This is a genomic window from uncultured Megasphaera sp. (assembly GCF_900539295.1).
Taxonomy (GTDB): Bacteria; Bacillota; Negativicutes; order Veillonellales; family Megasphaeraceae; genus Megasphaera.
Genome location: NZ_UQBH01000036.1, coordinates 1 through 18,116 on the forward strand (window position 1 = coordinate 1; position 18,116 = coordinate 18,116).

21 protein-coding genes and 2 tRNA genes are annotated in these 18,116 nt (G+C 51.8%); all 23 read left to right on the top strand.

The genetic code is table 11. From position 1 onward, the window contains the following. The first annotated feature begins 59 nt into the window (after window positions 1–59). The 23 genes from QZQ46_RS09895 (at window position 60) to nudC (ending at window position 17,835) form a co-directional block, all read left to right on the top strand. A tRNA-Cys gene (locus QZQ46_RS09895) sits at window positions 60–133 on the top strand. 18 nt (window positions 134–151) lie between these two features. Continuing rightward, window positions 152–240 (top strand) — tRNA-Leu (locus QZQ46_RS09900). Window positions 241–362: 122 nt separating this feature from the next. After that, complete coding sequence (locus QZQ46_RS09905) at window positions 363–1,079, top strand: ScpA family protein (protein WP_296829438.1); 717 nt, start codon at window positions 363–365, stop codon at window positions 1,077–1,079. Beyond that, window positions 1,054–1,632 (top strand): SMC-Scp complex subunit ScpB, encoded by a 579-nt coding sequence (scpB, locus tag QZQ46_RS09910; RefSeq protein ID WP_296829440.1) that lies wholly within the window; start codon window positions 1,054–1,056, stop codon window positions 1,630–1,632. Before QZQ46_RS09905 ends, scpB begins: the two co-directional genes overlap by 26 nt. Beyond that, window positions 1,601–2,320 (top strand): pseudouridine synthase, encoded by a 720-nt coding sequence (locus tag QZQ46_RS09915; protein WP_296829442.1) that lies wholly within the window; start codon window positions 1,601–1,603, stop codon window positions 2,318–2,320. Before scpB ends, QZQ46_RS09915 begins: the two co-directional genes overlap by 32 nt. Window positions 2,321–2,331: 11 nt before the next feature. Then, window positions 2,332–3,570, top strand: a complete 1,239-nt coding sequence (locus tag QZQ46_RS09920) for an NAD(P)/FAD-dependent oxidoreductase (RefSeq protein ID WP_296829445.1) — start codon at window positions 2,332–2,334, stop codon at window positions 3,568–3,570. Between the two features lie 2 nt (window positions 3,571–3,572). Next, on the top strand, window positions 3,573–4,241 hold the full coding sequence (cmk, locus tag QZQ46_RS09925) for a (d)CMP kinase (RefSeq protein WP_296829448.1): 669 nt from the start codon (window positions 3,573–3,575) through the stop codon (window positions 4,239–4,241). Continuing rightward, on the top strand, window positions 4,241–4,855 hold the full coding sequence (locus QZQ46_RS09930; protein WP_296829451.1) for a 1-acyl-sn-glycerol-3-phosphate acyltransferase: 615 nt from the start codon (window positions 4,241–4,243) through the stop codon (window positions 4,853–4,855). Before cmk ends, QZQ46_RS09930 begins: the two co-directional genes overlap by 1 nt. Further along, window positions 4,852–6,810 carry a bifunctional 4-hydroxy-3-methylbut-2-enyl diphosphate reductase/30S ribosomal protein S1 gene (locus QZQ46_RS09935; protein WP_296829454.1) on the top strand — a complete coding sequence of 653 codons (1,959 nt, stop codon included), beginning with the start codon at window positions 4,852–4,854 and terminating at the stop codon, window positions 6,808–6,810. Before QZQ46_RS09930 ends, QZQ46_RS09935 begins: the two co-directional genes overlap by 4 nt. Before the next feature lie 71 nt (window positions 6,811–6,881). Beyond that, window positions 6,882–8,213, top strand: coding sequence for a ribosome biogenesis GTPase Der (gene der / locus QZQ46_RS09940; RefSeq protein WP_296829457.1), 1,332 nt, complete (start codon window positions 6,882–6,884; stop codon window positions 8,211–8,213). Beyond that, on the top strand, window positions 8,210–8,833 hold the full coding sequence (plsY, locus tag QZQ46_RS09945; RefSeq protein WP_296829459.1) for a glycerol-3-phosphate 1-O-acyltransferase PlsY: 624 nt from the start codon (window positions 8,210–8,212) through the stop codon (window positions 8,831–8,833). Before der ends, plsY begins: the two co-directional genes overlap by 4 nt. 54 nt (window positions 8,834–8,887) lie before the next feature. Continuing rightward, window positions 8,888–9,445 carry a 16S rRNA (guanine(966)-N(2))-methyltransferase RsmD gene (rsmD, locus tag QZQ46_RS09950; RefSeq protein ID WP_296829463.1) on the top strand — a complete coding sequence of 186 codons (558 nt, stop codon included), beginning with the start codon at window positions 8,888–8,890 and terminating at the stop codon, window positions 9,443–9,445. Window positions 9,446–9,450: 5 nt separating this feature from the next. Further along, window positions 9,451–9,942, top strand: a complete 492-nt coding sequence (coaD, locus tag QZQ46_RS09955; protein ID WP_296829466.1) for a pantetheine-phosphate adenylyltransferase — start codon at window positions 9,451–9,453, stop codon at window positions 9,940–9,942. Window positions 9,943–9,955: 13 nt separating this feature from the next. Beyond that, window positions 9,956–10,429, top strand: a complete 474-nt coding sequence (locus tag QZQ46_RS09960; RefSeq protein WP_044503240.1) for a hypothetical protein — start codon at window positions 9,956–9,958, stop codon at window positions 10,427–10,429. Between the two features lie 70 nt (window positions 10,430–10,499). Further along, window positions 10,500–11,309: an RNA methyltransferase gene (locus QZQ46_RS09965; protein ID WP_296829468.1), complete on the top strand. Its 810-nt coding sequence runs from the start codon at window positions 10,500–10,502 to the stop codon at window positions 11,307–11,309. 15 nt (window positions 11,310–11,324) lie between these two features. Continuing rightward, window positions 11,325–12,002, top strand: a complete 678-nt coding sequence (larB, locus tag QZQ46_RS09970) for a nickel pincer cofactor biosynthesis protein LarB (protein ID WP_296829471.1) — start codon at window positions 11,325–11,327, stop codon at window positions 12,000–12,002. 4 nt (window positions 12,003–12,006) lie between these two features. Further along, window positions 12,007–12,453, top strand: a complete 447-nt coding sequence (gene larC / locus QZQ46_RS09975; RefSeq protein WP_296829475.1) for a nickel insertion protein — start codon at window positions 12,007–12,009, stop codon at window positions 12,451–12,453. A 95-nt stretch (window positions 12,454–12,548) separates the two neighbouring features. Then, window positions 12,549–13,397: a ChbG/HpnK family deacetylase gene (locus QZQ46_RS09980; protein ID WP_296829478.1), complete on the top strand. Its 849-nt coding sequence runs from the start codon at window positions 12,549–12,551 to the stop codon at window positions 13,395–13,397. A gap of 24 nt (window positions 13,398–13,421) precedes the next feature. After that, window positions 13,422–14,333 carry an NAD-dependent epimerase/dehydratase family protein gene (locus QZQ46_RS09985; RefSeq protein WP_296829492.1) on the top strand — a complete coding sequence of 304 codons (912 nt, stop codon included), beginning with the start codon at window positions 13,422–13,424 and terminating at the stop codon, window positions 14,331–14,333. Beyond that, the gene (locus QZQ46_RS09990; protein WP_296829482.1) at window positions 14,330–14,779 is read left to right on the top strand and encodes an ACT domain-containing protein; all 450 of its coding nucleotides are present in this window, start codon (window positions 14,330–14,332) and stop codon (window positions 14,777–14,779) included. The genes QZQ46_RS09985 and QZQ46_RS09990 overlap by 4 nt, the downstream gene beginning before the upstream one ends. Window positions 14,780–14,800: 21 nt before the next feature. Further along, window positions 14,801–16,090, top strand: a complete 1,290-nt coding sequence (locus QZQ46_RS09995) for a homoserine dehydrogenase (protein ID WP_296829484.1) — start codon at window positions 14,801–14,803, stop codon at window positions 16,088–16,090. Between the two features lie 3 nt (window positions 16,091–16,093). Beyond that, the gene (gene thrB / locus QZQ46_RS10000; RefSeq protein ID WP_296829487.1) at window positions 16,094–17,008 is read left to right on the top strand and encodes a homoserine kinase; all 915 of its coding nucleotides are present in this window, start codon (window positions 16,094–16,096) and stop codon (window positions 17,006–17,008) included. Then, entirely contained in the window at window positions 17,008–17,835 is an 828-nt protein-coding gene (gene nudC / locus QZQ46_RS10005) for an NAD(+) diphosphatase (RefSeq protein ID WP_296829489.1), read from the top strand. The genes thrB and nudC overlap by 1 nt, the downstream gene beginning before the upstream one ends. Window positions 17,836–18,116 lie beyond the last annotated feature (281 nt).

Genomic DNA, 18,116 nt, shown 5'->3' on the forward strand with positions numbered 1-18,116 from the left:
AGCACCACCTTGCCAAGGTGGGGGTCGCGAGTTCGAGCCTCGTTTTCCGCTCCATATATGGCGGCATAGCCAAGCGGTAAGGCAGAGGTCTGCAAAACCTTCATCCCCAGTTCGATTCTGGGTGCCGCCTCCATATTTTTTCTTTCGTCATGCCGAGGTGGCGGAACTGGCAGACGCAACGGACTTAAAATCCGTCGGATAGAAATATCCGTACCGGTTCGATTCCGGTCCCCGGCACCAAATCAACAACGTGTAAGCGGCGTTGGCCGTGGCCGAAGTCCTTGCAAAACAAAGGAGCTGTCTTTGGACAGCTCCTTTTCGCAGTCCGTTTAAATTATCTGAAAAATGGGTTATAATAAATCATGACTGAATACAAGTACAGAGTATCCGATTTTGAAGGCCCTTTAGATCTCTTACTCTATTTGATTGAAAAGAACAAAGTCGATATTTATAACATTCCCATCGTTGAAATTGCCGACCAGTTCAACGCCTATGTAGCCGACATCGACACCTTTGATGTCGACTATGCCAGCAAATTTTTTGTCATGGCGGCAACCCTTTTGCAGATAAAATCGCGGCTGCTCCTGCCGAAACAGCCGAAAACAGACGATGACGAAGAAGATCCGCAGGAAGTCCTGGTCCGGCAGCTCGTCGAATACAAACAGATGAAGGCCTTGTCCCGGGCCATGGGTGGCCTATGGGATGCCCGCAGTCTGATGATGGGCCGCTTTCCGGCTCCCATGCCTTATGAAGCTCGCTTTCAGGGCCATATCGATACGGCTGCGCTCTACGATGCCTTTCAAAAAGTCTGTCAGAGCCTGCCCGAGCCGGAGGCCGTCGAAATACGGATCCAAAAGGAAATCTACAGCGTCGGCGAATGTATGCGCCGCGTGACCTACGCCCTGCGCCGTGCTCAGGGGACGATGACCGCAGAAGCTATTTTTCAAACCTGCCGGTCCCGGGTCGAACTCATCGTGACCTTTTTGGCGGTTTTGGAATTGCTCAAGGTCGGTCAATGCGCGACCGTCGCTGAGGGAAAGGATGGGAATACCATTGCCTTACGATACATGCCAAATTGATAACCGCGAACCTACGGCCCTCTTGGAAGCCCTCCTCTTTTTGAGCGGCGATCCCATGACCGAGGCCGACATCAGCACACATATGGGCTGGTCTTTGGAGGACGTCGGCAAAATTGCCGAGCGCCTGCAGCATCTCTTAGAGGATCAGCGGAGGGGACTCCGACTTATCCGCGTTGCCGGCGGCTATCAGTTGGTGACCAGACCCGATCTTCACGACGCCCTGCAGTGGGTGCGGACGGGAAAGACGGAGCTGTCACCGATGGCCCTCGAGGTACTGGCTATCATCGCCTTTAAGCAGCCCGTGACCCGCGCCGATATCGAGAAGATACGCGGCGTTTCATCGGAACGGATTTTGACGTCGCTCGTACAGCAGGGGCTGGTCGTCGATCTCGGTCGTAAGGACAGTCCGGGCCGGCCGATTTTATACGGCACGTCTGCTTATTTTTTGGAATGTATCGGCATGGATTCCCTTGCTGATTTAGCCGGCCGCTTGTCGGTAGATACTACGGAGGATGGACTTGATGGAAGAACGGTTGCAGAAAGTAATGAGTAACTGCGGAGTCGCTTCACGGCGCGCTTCGGAAAAGCTGATATTGGAAGGGCGGGTCCGCGTAAACGGCGTCATCGTCCGGGAATTAGGCACCAAAGTCAATCCCGATAAAGACCGCATCGCCGTCGACGGCAAGACCCTGGAAGTACAGGCCAAGCACTATTACTTATTCAATAAGCCTAAGGGCGTCATTACGACGTCGAGCGACGACCAGGGCCGGACGACGGTCATGGACTACTTCAAAAAGGAAAAAGACCGCATCTATGCTGTCGGCCGCCTGGACCAGAATACGGAAGGCCTGCTGCTCATGACCAATGACGGTGAACTGGCCAATATTCTGATGCATCCCAGCCGCCTCGTCGATAAGACCTATGAAGTCAAGGTCAAAGGTCATATTGCCGACTCGGTGCTCCAGCATTTGGCTGACGGCGTCGAATTAAAGGACGGCATGACGGCTCCGGCCGACGTCGTCTACGTCGGTTACGACCCGCGGACGAATTTGACCAGCTTGGAAATCACCATTCACGAAGGCCGCAACCGTCAGGTCCGGCGCATGTTGGAATACTTCGGCTTCCAGGTTCACAACCTGCGCCGTATCCAGTATGCCTTTTTGACCCTGAGCGGCGTCAAGCGCGGCGCTTATCGCTCTCTGACTCGTGAAGAAGTGGCCGAACTCTACAAATATAAATAATAGGAGTCTTTATGAAGGAAATACTCGTCATCGGTGCCGGTGCGGCCGGCATCATGGCTGCGCTGGCGGCTGCGGAGGCAGGCGCCGGGGTACATTTATTTGAAAAAAATGATATTGTAGGAAAGAAAATGGGCATTACCGGCAAAGGGCGCTGCAACCTGACCAACTCCTGCAGCATGGCGGACTTTATCGCCCATACGCCGGGACACGGAAAATTCCTATTCAGTGCTTATCGGCAATTCACCAATCAGGATCTCCTCGATAAACTGAACGGCTGGGGCCTTGCGACCAAAGAAGAGCGGGGCGGCCGTATTTTCCCCCAGTCCGACAGCGCCATCGAAGTGCGCAAGCTTTTCTATCACAAGCTCTGCCGCAAGGGCATCGAACTTCACCTGAAGGAAAGCGTCAAAGCCGTTAAATCATGGGGAGAACGGTTCGTCGTCCAAACGGCGTCGGGGACCTATGAAGGCGATGCCTGCATCATCACGACGGGCGGTATGTCTTATCCCGTAACCGGCTCTACCGGCGACGGCTATGATTTTGCCAAGCGGTTGGGTCACGAGGTGACAGAACTCAAGCCGTCGCTCATCCCTTTTACGACAGCCGAAGCCTGGCCCCATGACCTGTCGGGCCTGTCCCTTCGAAATGTCGAAGGCTCGTTGTGGCGCCGCGGGAAAAAAATCGATGCTCATTTCGGAGAAATGCTGTTTACTCACTTTGGCGTCTCCGGTCCGATTATCCTGATGCTCAGTACGGCAGCGGCTCATAAGAAGAGCGCCGCCTTTCCCTTAGAACTTCGCATCGATTTAAAACCGGCCTTATCAAAGGAAAAACTCGACGCCCGCCTGCGCCGGGATTTTGAAAAATATATCCGTAAAGAAGCTGTGAACGGGTTGAAAGACCTCCTTCCGCAGCGCCTCATTCCCGTCGTCCTTAACGAGGCAGGCATCGACCGGGACTGTCCCGTCAATCAGATTTCCCGCGAGCAGCGCCAGCACCTGGTCGAAACCTTTAAGGGCCTGCCCCTTACGGTGACCGGAACCAGGCCCATCAGCGAAGCTATCGTAACGGCCGGCGGCGTATCGGTCAAGGAAATCGACCCCAAGACGATGGAGTCGAAACTCGTCCCCAATCTCTACTTTGCCGGTGAAGTCATTGACATCGACGCCTTTACGGGCGGTTATAATTTACAGGCAGCCTTTTCGACAGGTTTCGTAGCCGGAACGGCAGCTGCTGAAAAGGAGGGCTGACTATGAGAAAATTAACGGTTGCCATCGACGGTCCGGCCGGGGCCGGCAAGAGCAGTGTCGCTAAACTCTTGGCCAATCAGGTTCACTATTTATATATTGATACCGGGGCTATGTACCGGGCCTTTACCTGGGCTGTTTTAGAAAATGGCATCGACATTTCAGATGAAAATGCCGTCCGCGCCTTAGTCGATACCGTCGATATTCGCCTCGAACCGATGGCCGACCTGTGCCGGGTTTTCGTCGGCGAGACGGAAGTTACCGAAGCGATTCGGACGCAGCGTGTATCTTCTCACGTTTCTTCTGTGGCAGCACTTGCAGTCGTACGGCAAAAACTGGTAAAATTACAAAAGGCTATGGCTAAGGACGGCGGCGTCATCCTCGACGGCCGCGATATCGGGACAGTTGTTCTGCCCGATGCAGATCTCAAGATATTCCTGACGGCATCGGTCGCCTCCCGGGCTCAGCGCCGGTACCTGGAAGTCAAGGCTAAAGGCGGAACCGAGTCATACGAGGACATAGCAGCCAGCATTGCTGCCCGCGACGACATGGATTCACACCGCCAGGTGTCACCCCTTAAAAAAGCCGATGATGCCGTCGTCGTCGACAACAGCGATCTCGATTTACAACAGACGGCCGATGTGATCCTCGGCCTCATGAAGGAGCGAGGCTGATGCACGAATTTATGTATAATACGATTCGCAGGATTTTCAATGTCGCCACCTACGGATTCTTAGATATGGAAGTCATCGGCGAAGAAAATATTCCGGAAAAAGGGCCTTTCATCGTAGCCTGCAACCATGCCAGCAACTTCGATCCGCCCCTTTTGGGGACGGCCATGCGCCATCATCTCATCCATTTCATGGCCAAGGAAGAACTCTTCCGCAATCCCGTCATGGGCTGGTTCCTGCGCTACGTCCATACCTTCCCGGTTCACCGCGGCCGCATCGACCGCAAGGCGGTCATGGAATCCTTCAGGGTCTTGAAGGGCGGAGCGGTCTTGGGGATTTTCCCTGAAGGGAAGCGGACTCGCGGCGGTTCCGTCGGCCCCTTTCATGAAGGGTTTGCCGGCATTGCCATCAAGGCCAAGGTTCCCGTTTTGCCGGCAGCGATTGTGAACTCTGAATTTCTGCCGAAAAAGACGGGTCCCGTACGGGTCATCTTTGGGAAACCCATCATGGCGCCGGCCGGAAAAGCCTCGGATCACGACGTAGTCACGGCCTTTTCCGAAGAAATTCGCGACACCATCGTGACTATGCAAAATCAGTATAAAGGGGACGACAAATGAAAGTAACTCTCGCCGCAGCCTGTGGCTTTTGCTATGGCGTTCGACGAGCCGTTGAACTGGCCGGACAGGCTGAAAAAGGAACGCATACCTTAGGACCTATCATCCACAATCCGCAAGTTGTCGGGCGTCTCGCCGATCAAGGTGTATCGCCGGTAGACTCCTTGGATGAGGTCGATAAAGGGGCAGTCGTATTGATTCGCTCCCATGGCGTCGGCCCGGATATCTATGAAGAAGCCGATAAACGAGAACTAAAAGTCATAGATGCCACGTGTCCACACGTCAAAAAGGCCCAGCAAGACGCCAAAAATATCATCGAAAAAGGTGAAAAGCTGATAATAGTCGGCGAAAAATCCCATCCTGAAGTAATTAGTATTTCACAATGGGGGTCAAATCGTGCTATTATAATAGACAGGGAAGAAGAGGCTCGAGAAATTCCCTTTTGCGATTCTATGGGAGTCGTCGTCCAAACGACGTTCTCTCAAGAGCAATTCAAGCGTATCGCCGCTATCCTGCAACAGAAGACTAATCATCTCGATGTGCATATGACCATATGCACGGCGACGCAGCAGCGTCAGCAGGCAGCGATAGAATTGGCAGGTCAGGTGGACGCCATGATCGTCATTGGCGGCAAGAACAGCGCCAACACCGGCCGCCTCGCGCAGGTATGCCGAGAACAGGATTGCCCGACATACCACATTGAAACAGCAGCCGAATTGGATACGGACTGGTTCAGTGGTATGAATCATATAGGCATTACAGCCGGCGCTTCTACGCCGGATTGGATAATACAGGAGGTTGTTAAGATTATGGAAAATTTGCAAGCTGAAGGCACAGAAGTAATGAGTGAAGAATTGTTGGACAAGTATGACTATGAAGAAAATCCAAAGAAAGGTGACGTGGTCAAAGGCACGGTTATTTCTGTGAATGATGATGCTGCCTATGTTTCCATCGGTACGAAAGCGGAAGCAATTCTGCCGAAGAAGGAAATGGCTGTTCCCGCTCCGGAAAAAGCAAGTGACTTTGTCAAAGTCGGCGATGAACTGACAGTTGAAATTGCCAACAACATCAAAGAAGAAGGAGCTATTGTCGTTTCCCTCGTCAAGATGAAGAAAGTCGAAGATTGGAAAGAAGTTCGCGAAGCATTCGAAAACGATCAGCTCGTCGAATGTGTCGGTAAAGAAACGAACAAGGCTGGCCTTGTCGTTTCCATCAAATCCCTGCGCGGCTTTATCCCCCTCTCTCAGGGCGATATCCGCTTCGTAAAATCTTTGGACTATCTCGTCGGTGAAACCTTCCAGGTTAAAGTTATCGACATTGACGAACACAAAAACCGTCTGGTCCTCTCCCGTAAGGCTGTTCTCGAATCAGAACGCGAAGCAAAACGCGAAGAAGCCCTCAAAAACATTGAAGAAGGGGCTGTCATCAAAGGTACTGTCGTTAAGATCATGCCCTATGGCGCATTCATCGATCTCGGCGGCGTAGAAGGCCTGCTTCACATTTCTGATATTTCGTGGAAGCGCATCAATGCTGTCGAAGACGTTCTCCAGGCCGGAGAAGAACTCGAAGTCCTCGTTCAGAAGTTCGATCAGGAACGGAATCGTATTTCCTTGTCCTTGAAAGCTCTTCAGAAGAATCCTTGGATCGCAGCTATCGAAAAATTTGAAGTCGGCGATATCGTAAAAGGCGAAGTAAAGAAACTCTTGCCTTTCGGCGTTATCTTAGCGATTGATCCGGAACTGCAGGGCTTGCTCCATATTTCCGAATTAACTGAAAAACGTGGCGTGGCTGTCAAAGATCTGGTCGACATCGGCGATGTCATGAACGTTAAGATCATCGGCATCGATACAGATAAGAAGAAGATTTCTCTCAGCGTTCTGGCTATTCAGAAAGATGAAGAAGAACAGGAAGTTCGCGACTACCTCGCTAACCAGGATAACGAAGAAGAAAACAACTAAGGTTTTGTAAAAAAGGGGATAGCCGGGCTGTACCGGTTATCCCTTTTTCGTCATATAGAAAGGATAATGCCATGTATAAACCCTTAGTCGCCGTCGTCGGTCGGCCGAATGTCGGCAAATCGACGCTGTTTAACGCGATTGTCAAAAAACGAATCTCCATCGTTGAAGATATTCCCGGCGTTACGCGCGACAGAATTTACTTTGATGCTGAATGGCTCGGTCGGGAATTTACCATGATCGATACGGGGGGCATTGAATTTGTCGACTCTAATGATCATATCTTCACCAGCATGCGTTACCAGGCCGAATTGGCCATTCGTGAAGCCGATGTCATCCTCTACGTCGTAGACGGTAAAGTCGGCATCCAGCCCCAGGACGAAGAAATCGCCCACCTCCTGCGCTCATGCGGAAAGCCGGTCATCCTGGTCGTCAACAAGATCGACAGCGTAGAGCAGGAAATAAACATCTATGAATTTTATAATCTCGGCTTAGGAGATCCTATCGGAATCTCGGCTATCAACCTGATGAATCTCGGCGACCTCCTTGATGAAGTCTTAAAGAATATCAAAGAAGTTCCCGCTCTTGAAGAAGATGACGATACGATTCACATCTCTCTCGTCGGCCGTCCGAACGTCGGAAAGTCGTCTTTGACCAATGCTCTCTTAGGCCAGGACCGGGTCATCGTCAGCAACGTGCCGGGAACGACGCGCGATTCCATCGATACGCACTGGTCCTATGAAGGAACGGATTTCGTCCTCATCGATACGGCCGGCATGCGCCGCAAGGCTAAGATCGACCTGCCTGTCGAACGGTACAGCGTCGTCCGGGCTCTCCGCGCCGTTGACCGGTCGGATATCGCCGTCTTGGTCATCGATGCAACGGAAGGCGTTACCGAACAGGATACGAAGATTGCCGGCTACGTCCACGAAGCGGGCAAGGGCTGCATCATCGTCGTCAACAAGTGGGACCTTGTCGAAAAGGACAGTAAGACCAGCCATAAGTTCGAAGAAGATATTCGCCGGGAACTGGCCTTTCTCCAGTATGCGCCGATCCTCTTTGCCTCGGCACTGACCAAGCAGCGCATCAATCGCTTGGCCGATATGGTCAAATTCGTATCGGAACAGCAGCACATGCGCGTATCGACGAGCGTCTTAAACGAACTCATCGAAGATGCCCAGCTCACCAATCCGCCGCCGGCTAAGGGCGGACGGCTGCTGAAAATCTACTACATGACCCAGGCTTCAGTCCAGCCGCCGACGTTTATCCTCTTCGTCAATGAGCCCCAGCTCATGCATTTTTCCTATCTGCGCTTTTTGGAAAACCGACTGCGCGAAACCTTTGGCTTTGAAGGCACTCCCATCCGGATCATCTTGCGTGGCAAGAAGGATGGTGAGCGCTTATGATGATGGGCGTTCTTTTCCTGATCCTGGCATATCTTGCAGGCTCTGTACCAAGCGGCCTTGTCATCGGTAAGGCTTTGTACCATACAGATCCTCGGGACTATGGCAGCCATAATACGGGAGCGACCAATGCCTACCGCGTTTTCGGTGCCGTCGGCGGCCTCTTGGTCCTCATCTGCGATGTCGCCAAAGGGATGCTCGGCGTATACCTCGGCCTTTTGGCCAGCCGGGCCGGTCTCGGAAGCCCTGCCGATCAGATCTACTTCATGATTGCCGGCGGATTGCTTTCTATCATCGGTCACTCATGCTCTATTTTTCTGAAATTCAAAGGCGGTAAGGGCGTTGCCACGGGCCTTGGCATCATCTTGTTTCTGGCTCCGTGGGAAACGCTCATCGTCTTTGCCGTCTGGGTCGTCATCGTCGCCATCACGCGCATCGTCTCTCTCGGCTCCATCGTCGCCGCCGTCTTAGTACCCATTTTGATGTACGCCTTTGGCGAGCCTTTGCCGCTTACGATTTTCGGTCTCCTGGCAGCCATCCTGGTCATCGTCCGTCATAAGGACAATATTATTCGCTTGATACAGGGCCGGGAACTGAAGGTCGAACGAATTCAGAAAAAATAGATTGATATGTACTAAAAAACGTGTATAATTGATTATGTACGAGCAGGTGATCTTATGAGAATCATATCGGGTAGTGCCAGAGGGCGAATTTTAAAGTCGCCGAAAGGGATGCTGACCCGGCCGACCTTAGACCGCACGCGGGAAAGTCTTTTTAATATGCTTGAAAGCAGAGGCAGTCTGGCCGGGGCAAGGGTTCTCGATATCTTTGCGGGTACAGGTGCCTTGGGATTGGAAGCCCTGAGCCGCGGTGCAGCTTCGGCCGTATTCATCGATCATTATACGCAGGCCCTCATTCTTCAGAATGCGGCTCTCTGCGGGTTTAGTGAACGCGTTGAAGCCTTGCGTCTCCAGTCGGCAAAGGCTTTGGCACGGCTGAAAGGGCGGCAGTTTGATTATATCTTTGCCGACCCGCCGTATAACAAAAATTTGGTGAACGATACAATTGTTTTGATAGGTCAATACGATTTGTTGGCTCCTGGTGGATTAATTCTGATGGAATACAGCCGGAATGAAGGCATAACGGAGAACACATTGTATGAGGTCATCAGAGAAAAATCCTATGGGAAAGACACGCGGATTGCATTTATCCGCCGTCGTCAGGAAGGAGTTTGAAGGAAGTGCGAATCGGTATTTGTCCGGGCAGTTTTGATCCTGTTACCAATGGACACATTGATATTTTTGAACGGGGGAGTAAACTAGTCGATAAACTCATCGTCGCTGTTTTTGAAAATCCCGTAAAGAAGCCGTTGTTTACGATGGCTGAACGAGAAGAGATGCTGAGAGAAACGACGCAGCATATTCCCAATATTGAAGTCGTCAGCTTTCACGGCCTTCTCAACGAATACGCCATCGATCACGGTGCGACCGTCATTATTCGCGGCCTCCGGGCCCTGAGCGATTTTGAGTATGAATTCCAGCGCGCCCTGCTTATGAAAAAAGTAGAGCCCCGCATTGAAACGGTATTCATCATGACGAGTACCAAGTATTCATATATCAGCTCGACGGGGATCCGTGAACTGGCCTGCTTTGGCGGCAAGCTCGATGATATGGTTCCCGATTACGTTGAAAAGAAACTAAAAGTGAAGTTTGCAGACAAGTACAATGCTTAGGAGTGGAGACTACATGAATTCGGATAAACTGTTAGAAGATTTGGAAAGCTTAGTAATGAACGCTTCAAAAGTTCCCTTTACTAACAAAAAAATGGTGGAAGAAGAAGAAATCCTTCAGATCATCGACGATTTGAAAGAATCCATGCCGGCTGAATTGGAACAGTCCAAAAAGATTTTGGCCGAAAGAGACAAGGTCATTGCCGATGCCCAGCATCATGCTGACGGCATGGTAGCTCAGGCGAAAGATTATATCGCCAAACTGACTGAAGAAAGTGAACTGGTACGGCAGGCACAGGAACGTGCCAACCAGGTTATCCAGACTGCCAATGACTCGTCGGAACAGCTGAAAAACAGCTCCATTACCTATGCCGGCGATGTTCTCAAATACGTTGAATCGACATTGGAAAAGACCTTATCCAGCATTCAGCAGAATCGCGAAAGCCTGCTGAAGAACAATGGACATCAGGATACGCCGGATCAGCAGTAATTGATGGCTTATGAGGTCCTGTCGCTCGTGCGGCAGGGCCTTTTTTTCCATGTTGATGACAGGAGGTACTATGAACGAAATTGTATCCCGCGACAACCAGTGGGTGAAGATGGCCTGTTCCCTGAAACAGAAAAAAGGACGCCAGACCCATCAGCGCGTCTTCGTCGAAGGCCTGCGGCTCATCAGTGATGCCGCCGCCATGGGGATTCCCGATGCCATTTGCTTCGTGTCGCCTAAGGGTCAGGAACTAAGCGGTTTTGATGATGTCTACGCCAGAGGCATTGAATTAGGTTGGACTTTTTATGCCGTTACCGACAGCGTCTACGATAAATTAAAGGATACTAAGACGCCTCAGGGACTGGCTGCCATGCTGCCTTTCTTTGCCTACTCCTTCGATGCTCTGCCAGCCATTGCACCGGAAAAGGCCGTTCTCTATCTGCGTGAAGTTCAGGATCCGGGAAATTTAGGGACCATCCTTCGGACGGCAGCTGCGGCTAACGTCGGTGCCGTCCTCTTAAGTGAAGGCTGTGTCGACGTTTACAATGATAAGACGGTCCGCAGTGCCATGGGGGCTATTTTTAAAGTTCCCGTCGTACAGGATGTGACTGACGAACAGCTCGACCAATTCTGCGTCGACGAAGACCGCAATGTCTATGGAACGGCAGCCGAAGGCAGCGTATCTTATGTCGAGGCTGACTACAGCCGGCCGGTCATTCTGGCTTTTGGCAATGAAGGCAACGGTTTGCCCGATGAATTTCTGGAATGCTGTGACGACGTACTGACCATTCCCATGCGGCCCGATACGGAATCACTTAATTTATCCATGGCCGTCGGTATTGTCCTCTACAAGGCCTGGGAAAAAAATGGTTTTCAAGTATAGTCTGGAGGCGTAATGATGGAAGAAAATAAAGAGACCCTTGATCTCGGCTTTGCCAAACTCGATTTACAGCGCCAGCAGCGCTGCGGCTTTCCGGAAGTCGTCTACTGTGCCGGTAAGACGACGGACCAGTCCGTGCGGATCTTAGAAATCCTGATGGAAAAATATGACAACGTCATCGGAACGAGGGCTTCCAAGGACATTTATGATATTTTATCGGCAAAGTATCCCGCTGTTCAGTACGATGAACTGGCCAAGATGGTCTATCAGCACAAGGATAAGACGGTCATTAACGGCGACCGAATTATTTCGGTCATTACCGCCGGGACCAGCGATATCCCCGTTGCCGAAGAAGCGGCCTTAACGGCGGAAATCATGGGCAATAAAGTCGAACGGATCTACGACGTCGGCGTCGCCGGCATCCATCGTCTGTTAGCCCGAGTCGACGATATCCGCAAGGCGAACGTCAACATCGTCGTCGCCGGCATGGAAGGGGCCCTGGCCAGCGTCGTCGGAGGTTTAGTAGATAAACCGGTCATTGCCGTGCCGACCAGTATCGGCTATGGTGCTAATTTCCACGGTGTCTCGGCTCTTTTGGCTATGCTCAACAGCTGCGCTGCCGGGATATCTGTCGTCAACATCGATAATGGCTTCGGTGCCGGCAGACTGGCCGATACCATGAACGGTCTGAGGTGAGCTGATGGAAACCTTATGGCAGCTGGAGGCTAATATCGACGATATGAATCCGCAAAATATGGAATACGTCTTTTCGCGCCTCCTCGATAAAGGGGCCAATGACGTTTGGGCCATGCCGATGATGATGAAAAAGGGGCGCATGGCGTCCATGCTCTGCGTCCTCTGTCGAAAAGAGCTCGTCGACGGCATGATTGAAGTCATCGTCAGGGAGACAACGTCTATCGGAGTCCGTTTCTTTCCCGTCAGTCGTTTGGCCTGCGACCGAGTTATCACGACGGTGTGCATTGACGGCCGCGAGCTTCACTGCAAGGTCTGCCGTTACGGTGGAGATATTGTCAATATTTCTGCCGAATACGACGACTGCCGGGCTGCGGCGGAAGCGACGGGAATTCCTTTAAAGGAATGGCAGCGAAAAGTAGTGGAAGCGGCACACCGCCAATTTGCTGAATAGTCCCGGCAAGGATATTGTCAAAATACGATTGTCCGTGTATAATAGTCATTAAGCCGACGGTGTAGTGCATCCTGAAAGGACAGGGAGCGTAAAAGATGAATAGAGTCATTATTAATGCCGATGATTTCGGCATCCATACAGAAGTCAACCATGCGATTATTGAGGCCTGTGAACGGGGCGTGCTGACCAGTGCGTCCCTCTTGGCGATGGGGCCGGCCTTTGAAGAAGCCGTCTCGTTGGCTCGGACTTGCCCCGGACTCGGCATCGGTATTCACTTATGCCTTGTCGGGTCCTTGCCGCCTGTTTTGTCCCCGCAGGAAGTACCTACGCTGGTGACTGACAGTGGACTGATGCCGGAAAGTTATCCTGAAGTCATTAAACGGGCCGTTCAGGGGCATCTCGATTACAGCCAGGTGTACCGGGAACTCGATGCCCAAATGGAAAAAATCATGGCTACGGGCCTTCCTATCGACCATATCGACAGTCATCAGCACCTGCATGTCCTGCCGCAGATTTGGAACATCGTTCAGTCGCTCATGATGAAATACGGCATCCATCGCCTGCGCATCCCGAGAGAAGCCTACTCGTACAAACTCTTCTCGGCCAACCCTGTGCGCATCGCCGGCCGCGACGGCCTGACTTACTTAGCCCAGAAGGCCATGGATTCCGTCAATCGCCTTCATTTTACGACGACGGACTTCTTTTGGGGCATGGTCGACGGCGGCAACATGAACGAAGGAAATCTGGCCTATCTCATCGACAGGCTGCCCTTCGGCGTCCATGAGATCATGATGCATCCGGGCCGCAGTACGACCGCTCTCAGTCGGAGTTTTTCCTGGGACTATCATTGGCAGGATGAATTTCAGGCGCTCTTGTCACCGGCTATCCGCCGCAAGTTGGAAGAAAAACAGATTCAACTCATTACCTACGGCGACCTGCCGTAAGATCCGGGAGGGATTGTCTTGCATATGTTAGTTACCGGAGGGGCCGGCTTCATCGGGTCCCGCTTGGTCCGATCCTTGATCGAGGAAGGTCATGAGGTCACGGTCTTTGATAATCTTCATACAGGGACTTTTGAACAGGTCTCTGACAAGGCTGTTTGTATCGAAGGCGATATCGGTGACGACCGGGCTGTTGCCGCCTTGTTTGCCGACGGCCGGTTTGATATGGTTTTTCATGAAGTCCCGCCTGTTTTGCACTCGCAGGACAATAAAGGGGAGGTACAGCCGAACCATAAGGGGTTGATGACCCTTCTCGACCAGTGCTGCCGCCAGGGGGTGAAACGGTTTATTTTCGCCTCATCGGCTGCCGTTTATGGAGAAGCCGCTCGTGTTCCCGTCCGTGAAGACGATGAGCTTCTGCCCATATCGGGGTATGGGCAGGCGATGGCAGAGGCTGAAGCGGCTGTCCGGATGTGTCATCAGCAGCACGGCCTGCCATCTGTCATTTTGCGGTATGCCAATGTATATGGCGAAGGCGAGGGTCAGGACGGCAGCGTCGTCAGCCGCTTTGTATCGGCCGTTGTCCGGGGCGAGGATATCACTATTTACGGCGACGGCAATCAGTCCCGCGACTTTATCCACGTCGACGACGTCGTACGGGCCAATTTGGCGGCTATGGCGGATGGAATCGTACCGGGAATCTATAATATAGGTACCCAGAGCGAGACGACGATCAACGCCCTAAAAGAAATTCTCCTGTATTATTCCCGGGCCGGCGTTTCCGTCTCTTATGAAGATGCACGCGAAGGGGACGTATACCGCTCAGCGCTGCACAGTGAAAAGGCCGAGGAGATGCTCAACTGGCGTCCTAAGATGAGGCTCATGTCCGGCCTTATGGCGATGTATCAATATTTTTGCGAAAGGGAAGATGCCAAGTGAAAGATGATAAGGAGCACAAATTTTACTTAGTCCGCGAGGATATTTTGCCTGAAGCCATTAAAAAGACCATCAAGGTAAAGGAAATCCTCAAGCGCCATCAGACGAGGACCATTAATGAAGCCGTCCAGATGATGGATTTGAGCCGCAGTGCGTACTATAAATATAAGGACTATGTCTCTCCTTTTTATGACGTTACGCAAGGCAAAATCGTTACCTTGTCGGTCATGATCTTCGACCGGCCCGGCGAATTGTCGCAGGTACTCAACACGGTCGCTGCCAATAACGGGAGCATCCTGACCATCAATCAGGGCATCCCCCTTCAAGGCATGGCCGATGTCAGCTTATCCATTGAAACCAAGGATATGACCGTACCTGTCGAAGATTTGATGAAGACCCTGGAAAAACTGTCCGGCGTCAGCAGGGTAAATATTATCGGACAAGCATAAGAAGAAAGAGGGGGTAGGCCCATGAAAAGTGTTTCCATTGCTCTATTAGGCTGCGGTACTGTCGGGAAAGGCGTCGTCGATTTATTGATGATGAACGGTCCGCTCATTGAAGAACAGCTCGATACCAAGATCAACATCAAACGCATCCTTATCCGCGATTTGAACAAATATGAAAAGATGGAGAGCCTGCCTGATTCTATTCAGCTTACGACGGATTTTAATGATATCATCAACGACGATGATATCGAAATTGTCGTCGAAGTAATGGGCAGCGCCGACTTTGCAAAAAACTGCATCGAAGAGTGCTTTAAGCGCGGCAAGAGCGTCATCAGTGCCAATAAAGACCTCATTGCCGACTACGGCATTCCCTTGCTGACCTTATCGTATGAGCATGACGTCGACTTTCAGTTTGAAGCCAGCGTCGCCGGCGGTATTCCCATTGTTCGTCCCATGTATTCGTCGCTTAACAGCAATCGCATTGAAGAAATCATCGGTATCATGAACGGGACGACGAACTATATTTTATCGAATATGACGGCCCACGGCTCGTCGTATGAAGAAGTATTGAAAGAAGCTCAGCAAAAAGGATACGCCGAAGCCGATCCGACCAATGACGTCAGCGGCTACGATGCAGCCCGCAAAATCGCCATCTTGGCAACCTTAGGCTTCCATTCGGCCGTTACCTTTGACGACGTTGCCGTCGAAGGGATTCAAAATATCTCCAAGGAAGATATTGAACACGCTACGGAAATGGGATATGTCATCAAGCTCTTGGCCATTGCCCGTCAATCCGACGACGGCATTTCCCTCAACGTTCATCCGGCCTTTATTCGCGAAGACCATCCCTTGGCTCACGTTGACGGCGCTTATAACGCCGTCTGCGTCCGCGGCAACGGCGTCGGTGACGTCATGTTCTACGGCCAGGGGGCCGGCGCTCTTCCGACAGCCAGCGCCGTCGTCAGCGACGTCATGAACGTCATTCTCCATCGCAACCTGAAGATGACCGGCAAGCGCGGCTACGTATGGCACGAAGCTAAATTGAAGCCTCAGGCTGAGATCAGTTCGCCGTACTACCTGCGGATGATCGTCAACAATGCGCCCGGCGTCTTGTCTTCGGTATCGAAGGTCTTGGCTGAACACAACATCAGTATCCGTTCTTTGATTCAAAAGGATGAAACGACAGAAATCGCTGAAATCGTCATCCTTATCGACAAATCTGCCGATGGTCTGGTTCAGGCATCGCTCCGGAAAATCGAAGGATTGTCGTGCGTTCGCAAAATTGAAAATGCCATTCGTGTAATTGAGGTGTAAGAAATGACAAAAACATTGCATGTCCAGATTCCTGCTACATCTGCCAACGTCGGCTCCGGTTTTGACGCCGTCGGTATTGCCCTGACCTTGTACAATGACATTTATTTTACGGAAGAACCGGGCAAAGATACGATTACTGTTGAAATCGAAGGACTCGGCGTCAATAAGCTGCCTACGAACTTCGATGAAAACATGGTCGGCCAGGCTATGAAGGCGGTAGCCATCAAAAAACGCCAGTCCCTGCCTAAGGGCGGCACCCTGAAACTGGTCAACGCCATTCCCCTGGCCCGCGGTCTGGGGAGCAGCTCGGCAGCCCTCGTCGGCGGCATCCTCCTCGGGGACGCCTTAACGGGCAGTACCATGAGCCGCGATGAAATGCTGTCTCTGGCGACGGTTCTCGAAGGCCATCCGGATAATGTAGCTCCGGCCATTTACGGAGGCCTTGCCGTTTCCGTCATGGTCGACGGTAAGACCCTGACCAACTCCATTCCCCTCGATGACGAACTGTCCTTTGTGACGGTCAGCCCGGAAGTCGAAATCTCGACGGAAGAAGCCAGAAAAGCACTGCCGAAGACGATTGACTATCAAAATGCCGTCTTTAACGTCAGCCGCGTCAGCTTCCTCGTATCGTCGTTATTTACCAAGCAGTACGACCGCATCTCCTACGGCCTGCAGGATAAGCTCCACGTACCTTACCGGCTGAGCCTTATCCCCAGCGGTGATTTGGTCTTGAAGAAGGCCGTTGAAGCCGGTGCCCTCGGGGCGACAATCAGCGGTTCCGGTTCGACGCTCATCGCCTTTGCTACGGGAAAGGAAACAGCTATCATGGAAGCCATGATCAACTGCTTCAACGACCACGGCATCGCCGCGACGGGGCACATTTTGAAATGCACTAATGAAGGGGCGAAGCTTATCTGATGATTCAAGATATCGGAGATCATACGTATCACGTTGAGTACCGTCCGGTACCGCTGACGGGGGATGGCATTCTCTTGTCCTATCGCGGGCGGGAGGTCCTGGTAAAGATGACCGGGGAAAAGTCCTTTGTCTATCCGACTTACAGCGATTATGCCGATGTCGGAGAAGACCGGTTCCGCTGGCTATTTGCCGAAGACAGTCAGCAGTTCTATTTGGCTGAGGAAGCCTTGCCGGAAAAAGACGGCTTTACTTATGTAAACATCTTTTTTATGAGGGGCGCGTCACCGCGGCACCTGGCCTTTGCCGGCGTCGTCGGCCTGTCCCTGTCCGTCTGGTACGGCAATCATCGCTTCTGCGGCCACTGCGGCCGTCCGATGAAGCACAGCGACAAGGAACGCATGGTTCATTGCGATACGTGCCATACGATGATTTATCCGCGTATCTGCCCGGCTGTCATCGTAGCCGTCCGCCATGGCGATAAACTCCTGGTTTCGAAATACGCCGGCCGGGAATACAAGAATGTCGCCCTCTTGGCGGGATTTGCCGAAGTCGGCGAGTCCATCGAAGATACTGTCCATCGTGAAGTTATGGAAGAAGTGGGCATCAAGGTCAAGAACCTGACCTTCTATAAGAGTCAGCCTTGGTGCTTTACGGATACCCTCCTCTTGGGATTTTTCTGTGACCTCGATGGCGACGATACCTTGAAAGTCGACCACAGAGAGCTGGCAACGGCTGAATGGATCGATCGAAAGGATATTCCTGATGACGTAGAAAAAGCCAGCCTTACGATGGAAATGATGACCCTTTTTAAACAGGGAATCTATTAATGAGAAACCTTGGATGACGATTTTGCTGTCATTCAAGGTTCTTTTTTTGCGCTTTTAGGGCTTCAAGGCATCGTGCAGGGCAGATGCAAGGGCTGATGATTATTCCCATCGTCTAAAACGGCTGAGGATGGTTGTGCAGCGAAAAAGAAAAATGGATACCATGGTCATGAAAGCTGTCATGGTGTAAAAAAGTTCAGCTAAAAAAACGGTATAGACGCGAAAAGACGGTACTGTCAAATATTTTTCGCAAATATCTGAATCTCGACGTAAGTAAAATCAGT

What these genes read in the sequence shown, in the direction of transcription:
- QZQ46_RS09905 (WP_296829438.1), top strand. Translation starts at nt 363, where the DNA reads ATGACTGAATACAAGTACAGAGTATCCGATTTTGAAGGCCCTTTAGAT.
- QZQ46_RS09915 (WP_296829442.1), top strand. Translation starts at nt 1,601, where the DNA reads ATGGAAGAACGGTTGCAGAAAGTAATGAGTAACTGCGGAGTCGCTTCA.
- QZQ46_RS09920 (WP_296829445.1), top strand. Translation starts at nt 2,332, where the DNA reads ATGAAGGAAATACTCGTCATCGGTGCCGGTGCGGCCGGCATCATGGCT.
- cmk (WP_296829448.1), top strand. Translation starts at nt 3,573, where the DNA reads ATGAGAAAATTAACGGTTGCCATCGACGGTCCGGCCGGGGCCGGCAAG.
- QZQ46_RS09930 (WP_296829451.1), top strand. Translation starts at nt 4,241, where the DNA reads ATGCACGAATTTATGTATAATACGATTCGCAGGATTTTCAATGTCGCC.
- QZQ46_RS09935 (WP_296829454.1), top strand. Translation starts at nt 4,852, where the DNA reads ATGAAAGTAACTCTCGCCGCAGCCTGTGGCTTTTGCTATGGCGTTCGA.
- der (WP_296829457.1), top strand. Translation starts at nt 6,882, where the DNA reads ATGTATAAACCCTTAGTCGCCGTCGTCGGTCGGCCGAATGTCGGCAAA.
- plsY (WP_296829459.1), top strand. Translation starts at nt 8,210, where the DNA reads ATGATGATGGGCGTTCTTTTCCTGATCCTGGCATATCTTGCAGGCTCT.
- rsmD (WP_296829463.1), top strand. Translation starts at nt 8,888, where the DNA reads ATGAGAATCATATCGGGTAGTGCCAGAGGGCGAATTTTAAAGTCGCCG.
- QZQ46_RS09960 (WP_044503240.1), top strand. Translation starts at nt 9,956, where the DNA reads ATGAATTCGGATAAACTGTTAGAAGATTTGGAAAGCTTAGTAATGAAC.
- QZQ46_RS09965 (WP_296829468.1), top strand. Translation starts at nt 10,500, where the DNA reads ATGAACGAAATTGTATCCCGCGACAACCAGTGGGTGAAGATGGCCTGT.
- larB (WP_296829471.1), top strand. Translation starts at nt 11,325, where the DNA reads ATGGAAGAAAATAAAGAGACCCTTGATCTCGGCTTTGCCAAACTCGAT.
- larC (WP_296829475.1), top strand. Translation starts at nt 12,007, where the DNA reads ATGGAAACCTTATGGCAGCTGGAGGCTAATATCGACGATATGAATCCG.
- QZQ46_RS09980 (WP_296829478.1), top strand. Translation starts at nt 12,549, where the DNA reads ATGAATAGAGTCATTATTAATGCCGATGATTTCGGCATCCATACAGAA.
- QZQ46_RS09985 (WP_296829492.1), top strand. Translation starts at nt 13,422, where the DNA reads ATGTTAGTTACCGGAGGGGCCGGCTTCATCGGGTCCCGCTTGGTCCGA.
- QZQ46_RS09995 (WP_296829484.1), top strand. Translation starts at nt 14,801, where the DNA reads ATGAAAAGTGTTTCCATTGCTCTATTAGGCTGCGGTACTGTCGGGAAA.
- thrB (WP_296829487.1), top strand. Translation starts at nt 16,094, where the DNA reads ATGACAAAAACATTGCATGTCCAGATTCCTGCTACATCTGCCAACGTC.
- nudC (WP_296829489.1), top strand. Translation starts at nt 17,008, where the DNA reads ATGATTCAAGATATCGGAGATCATACGTATCACGTTGAGTACCGTCCG.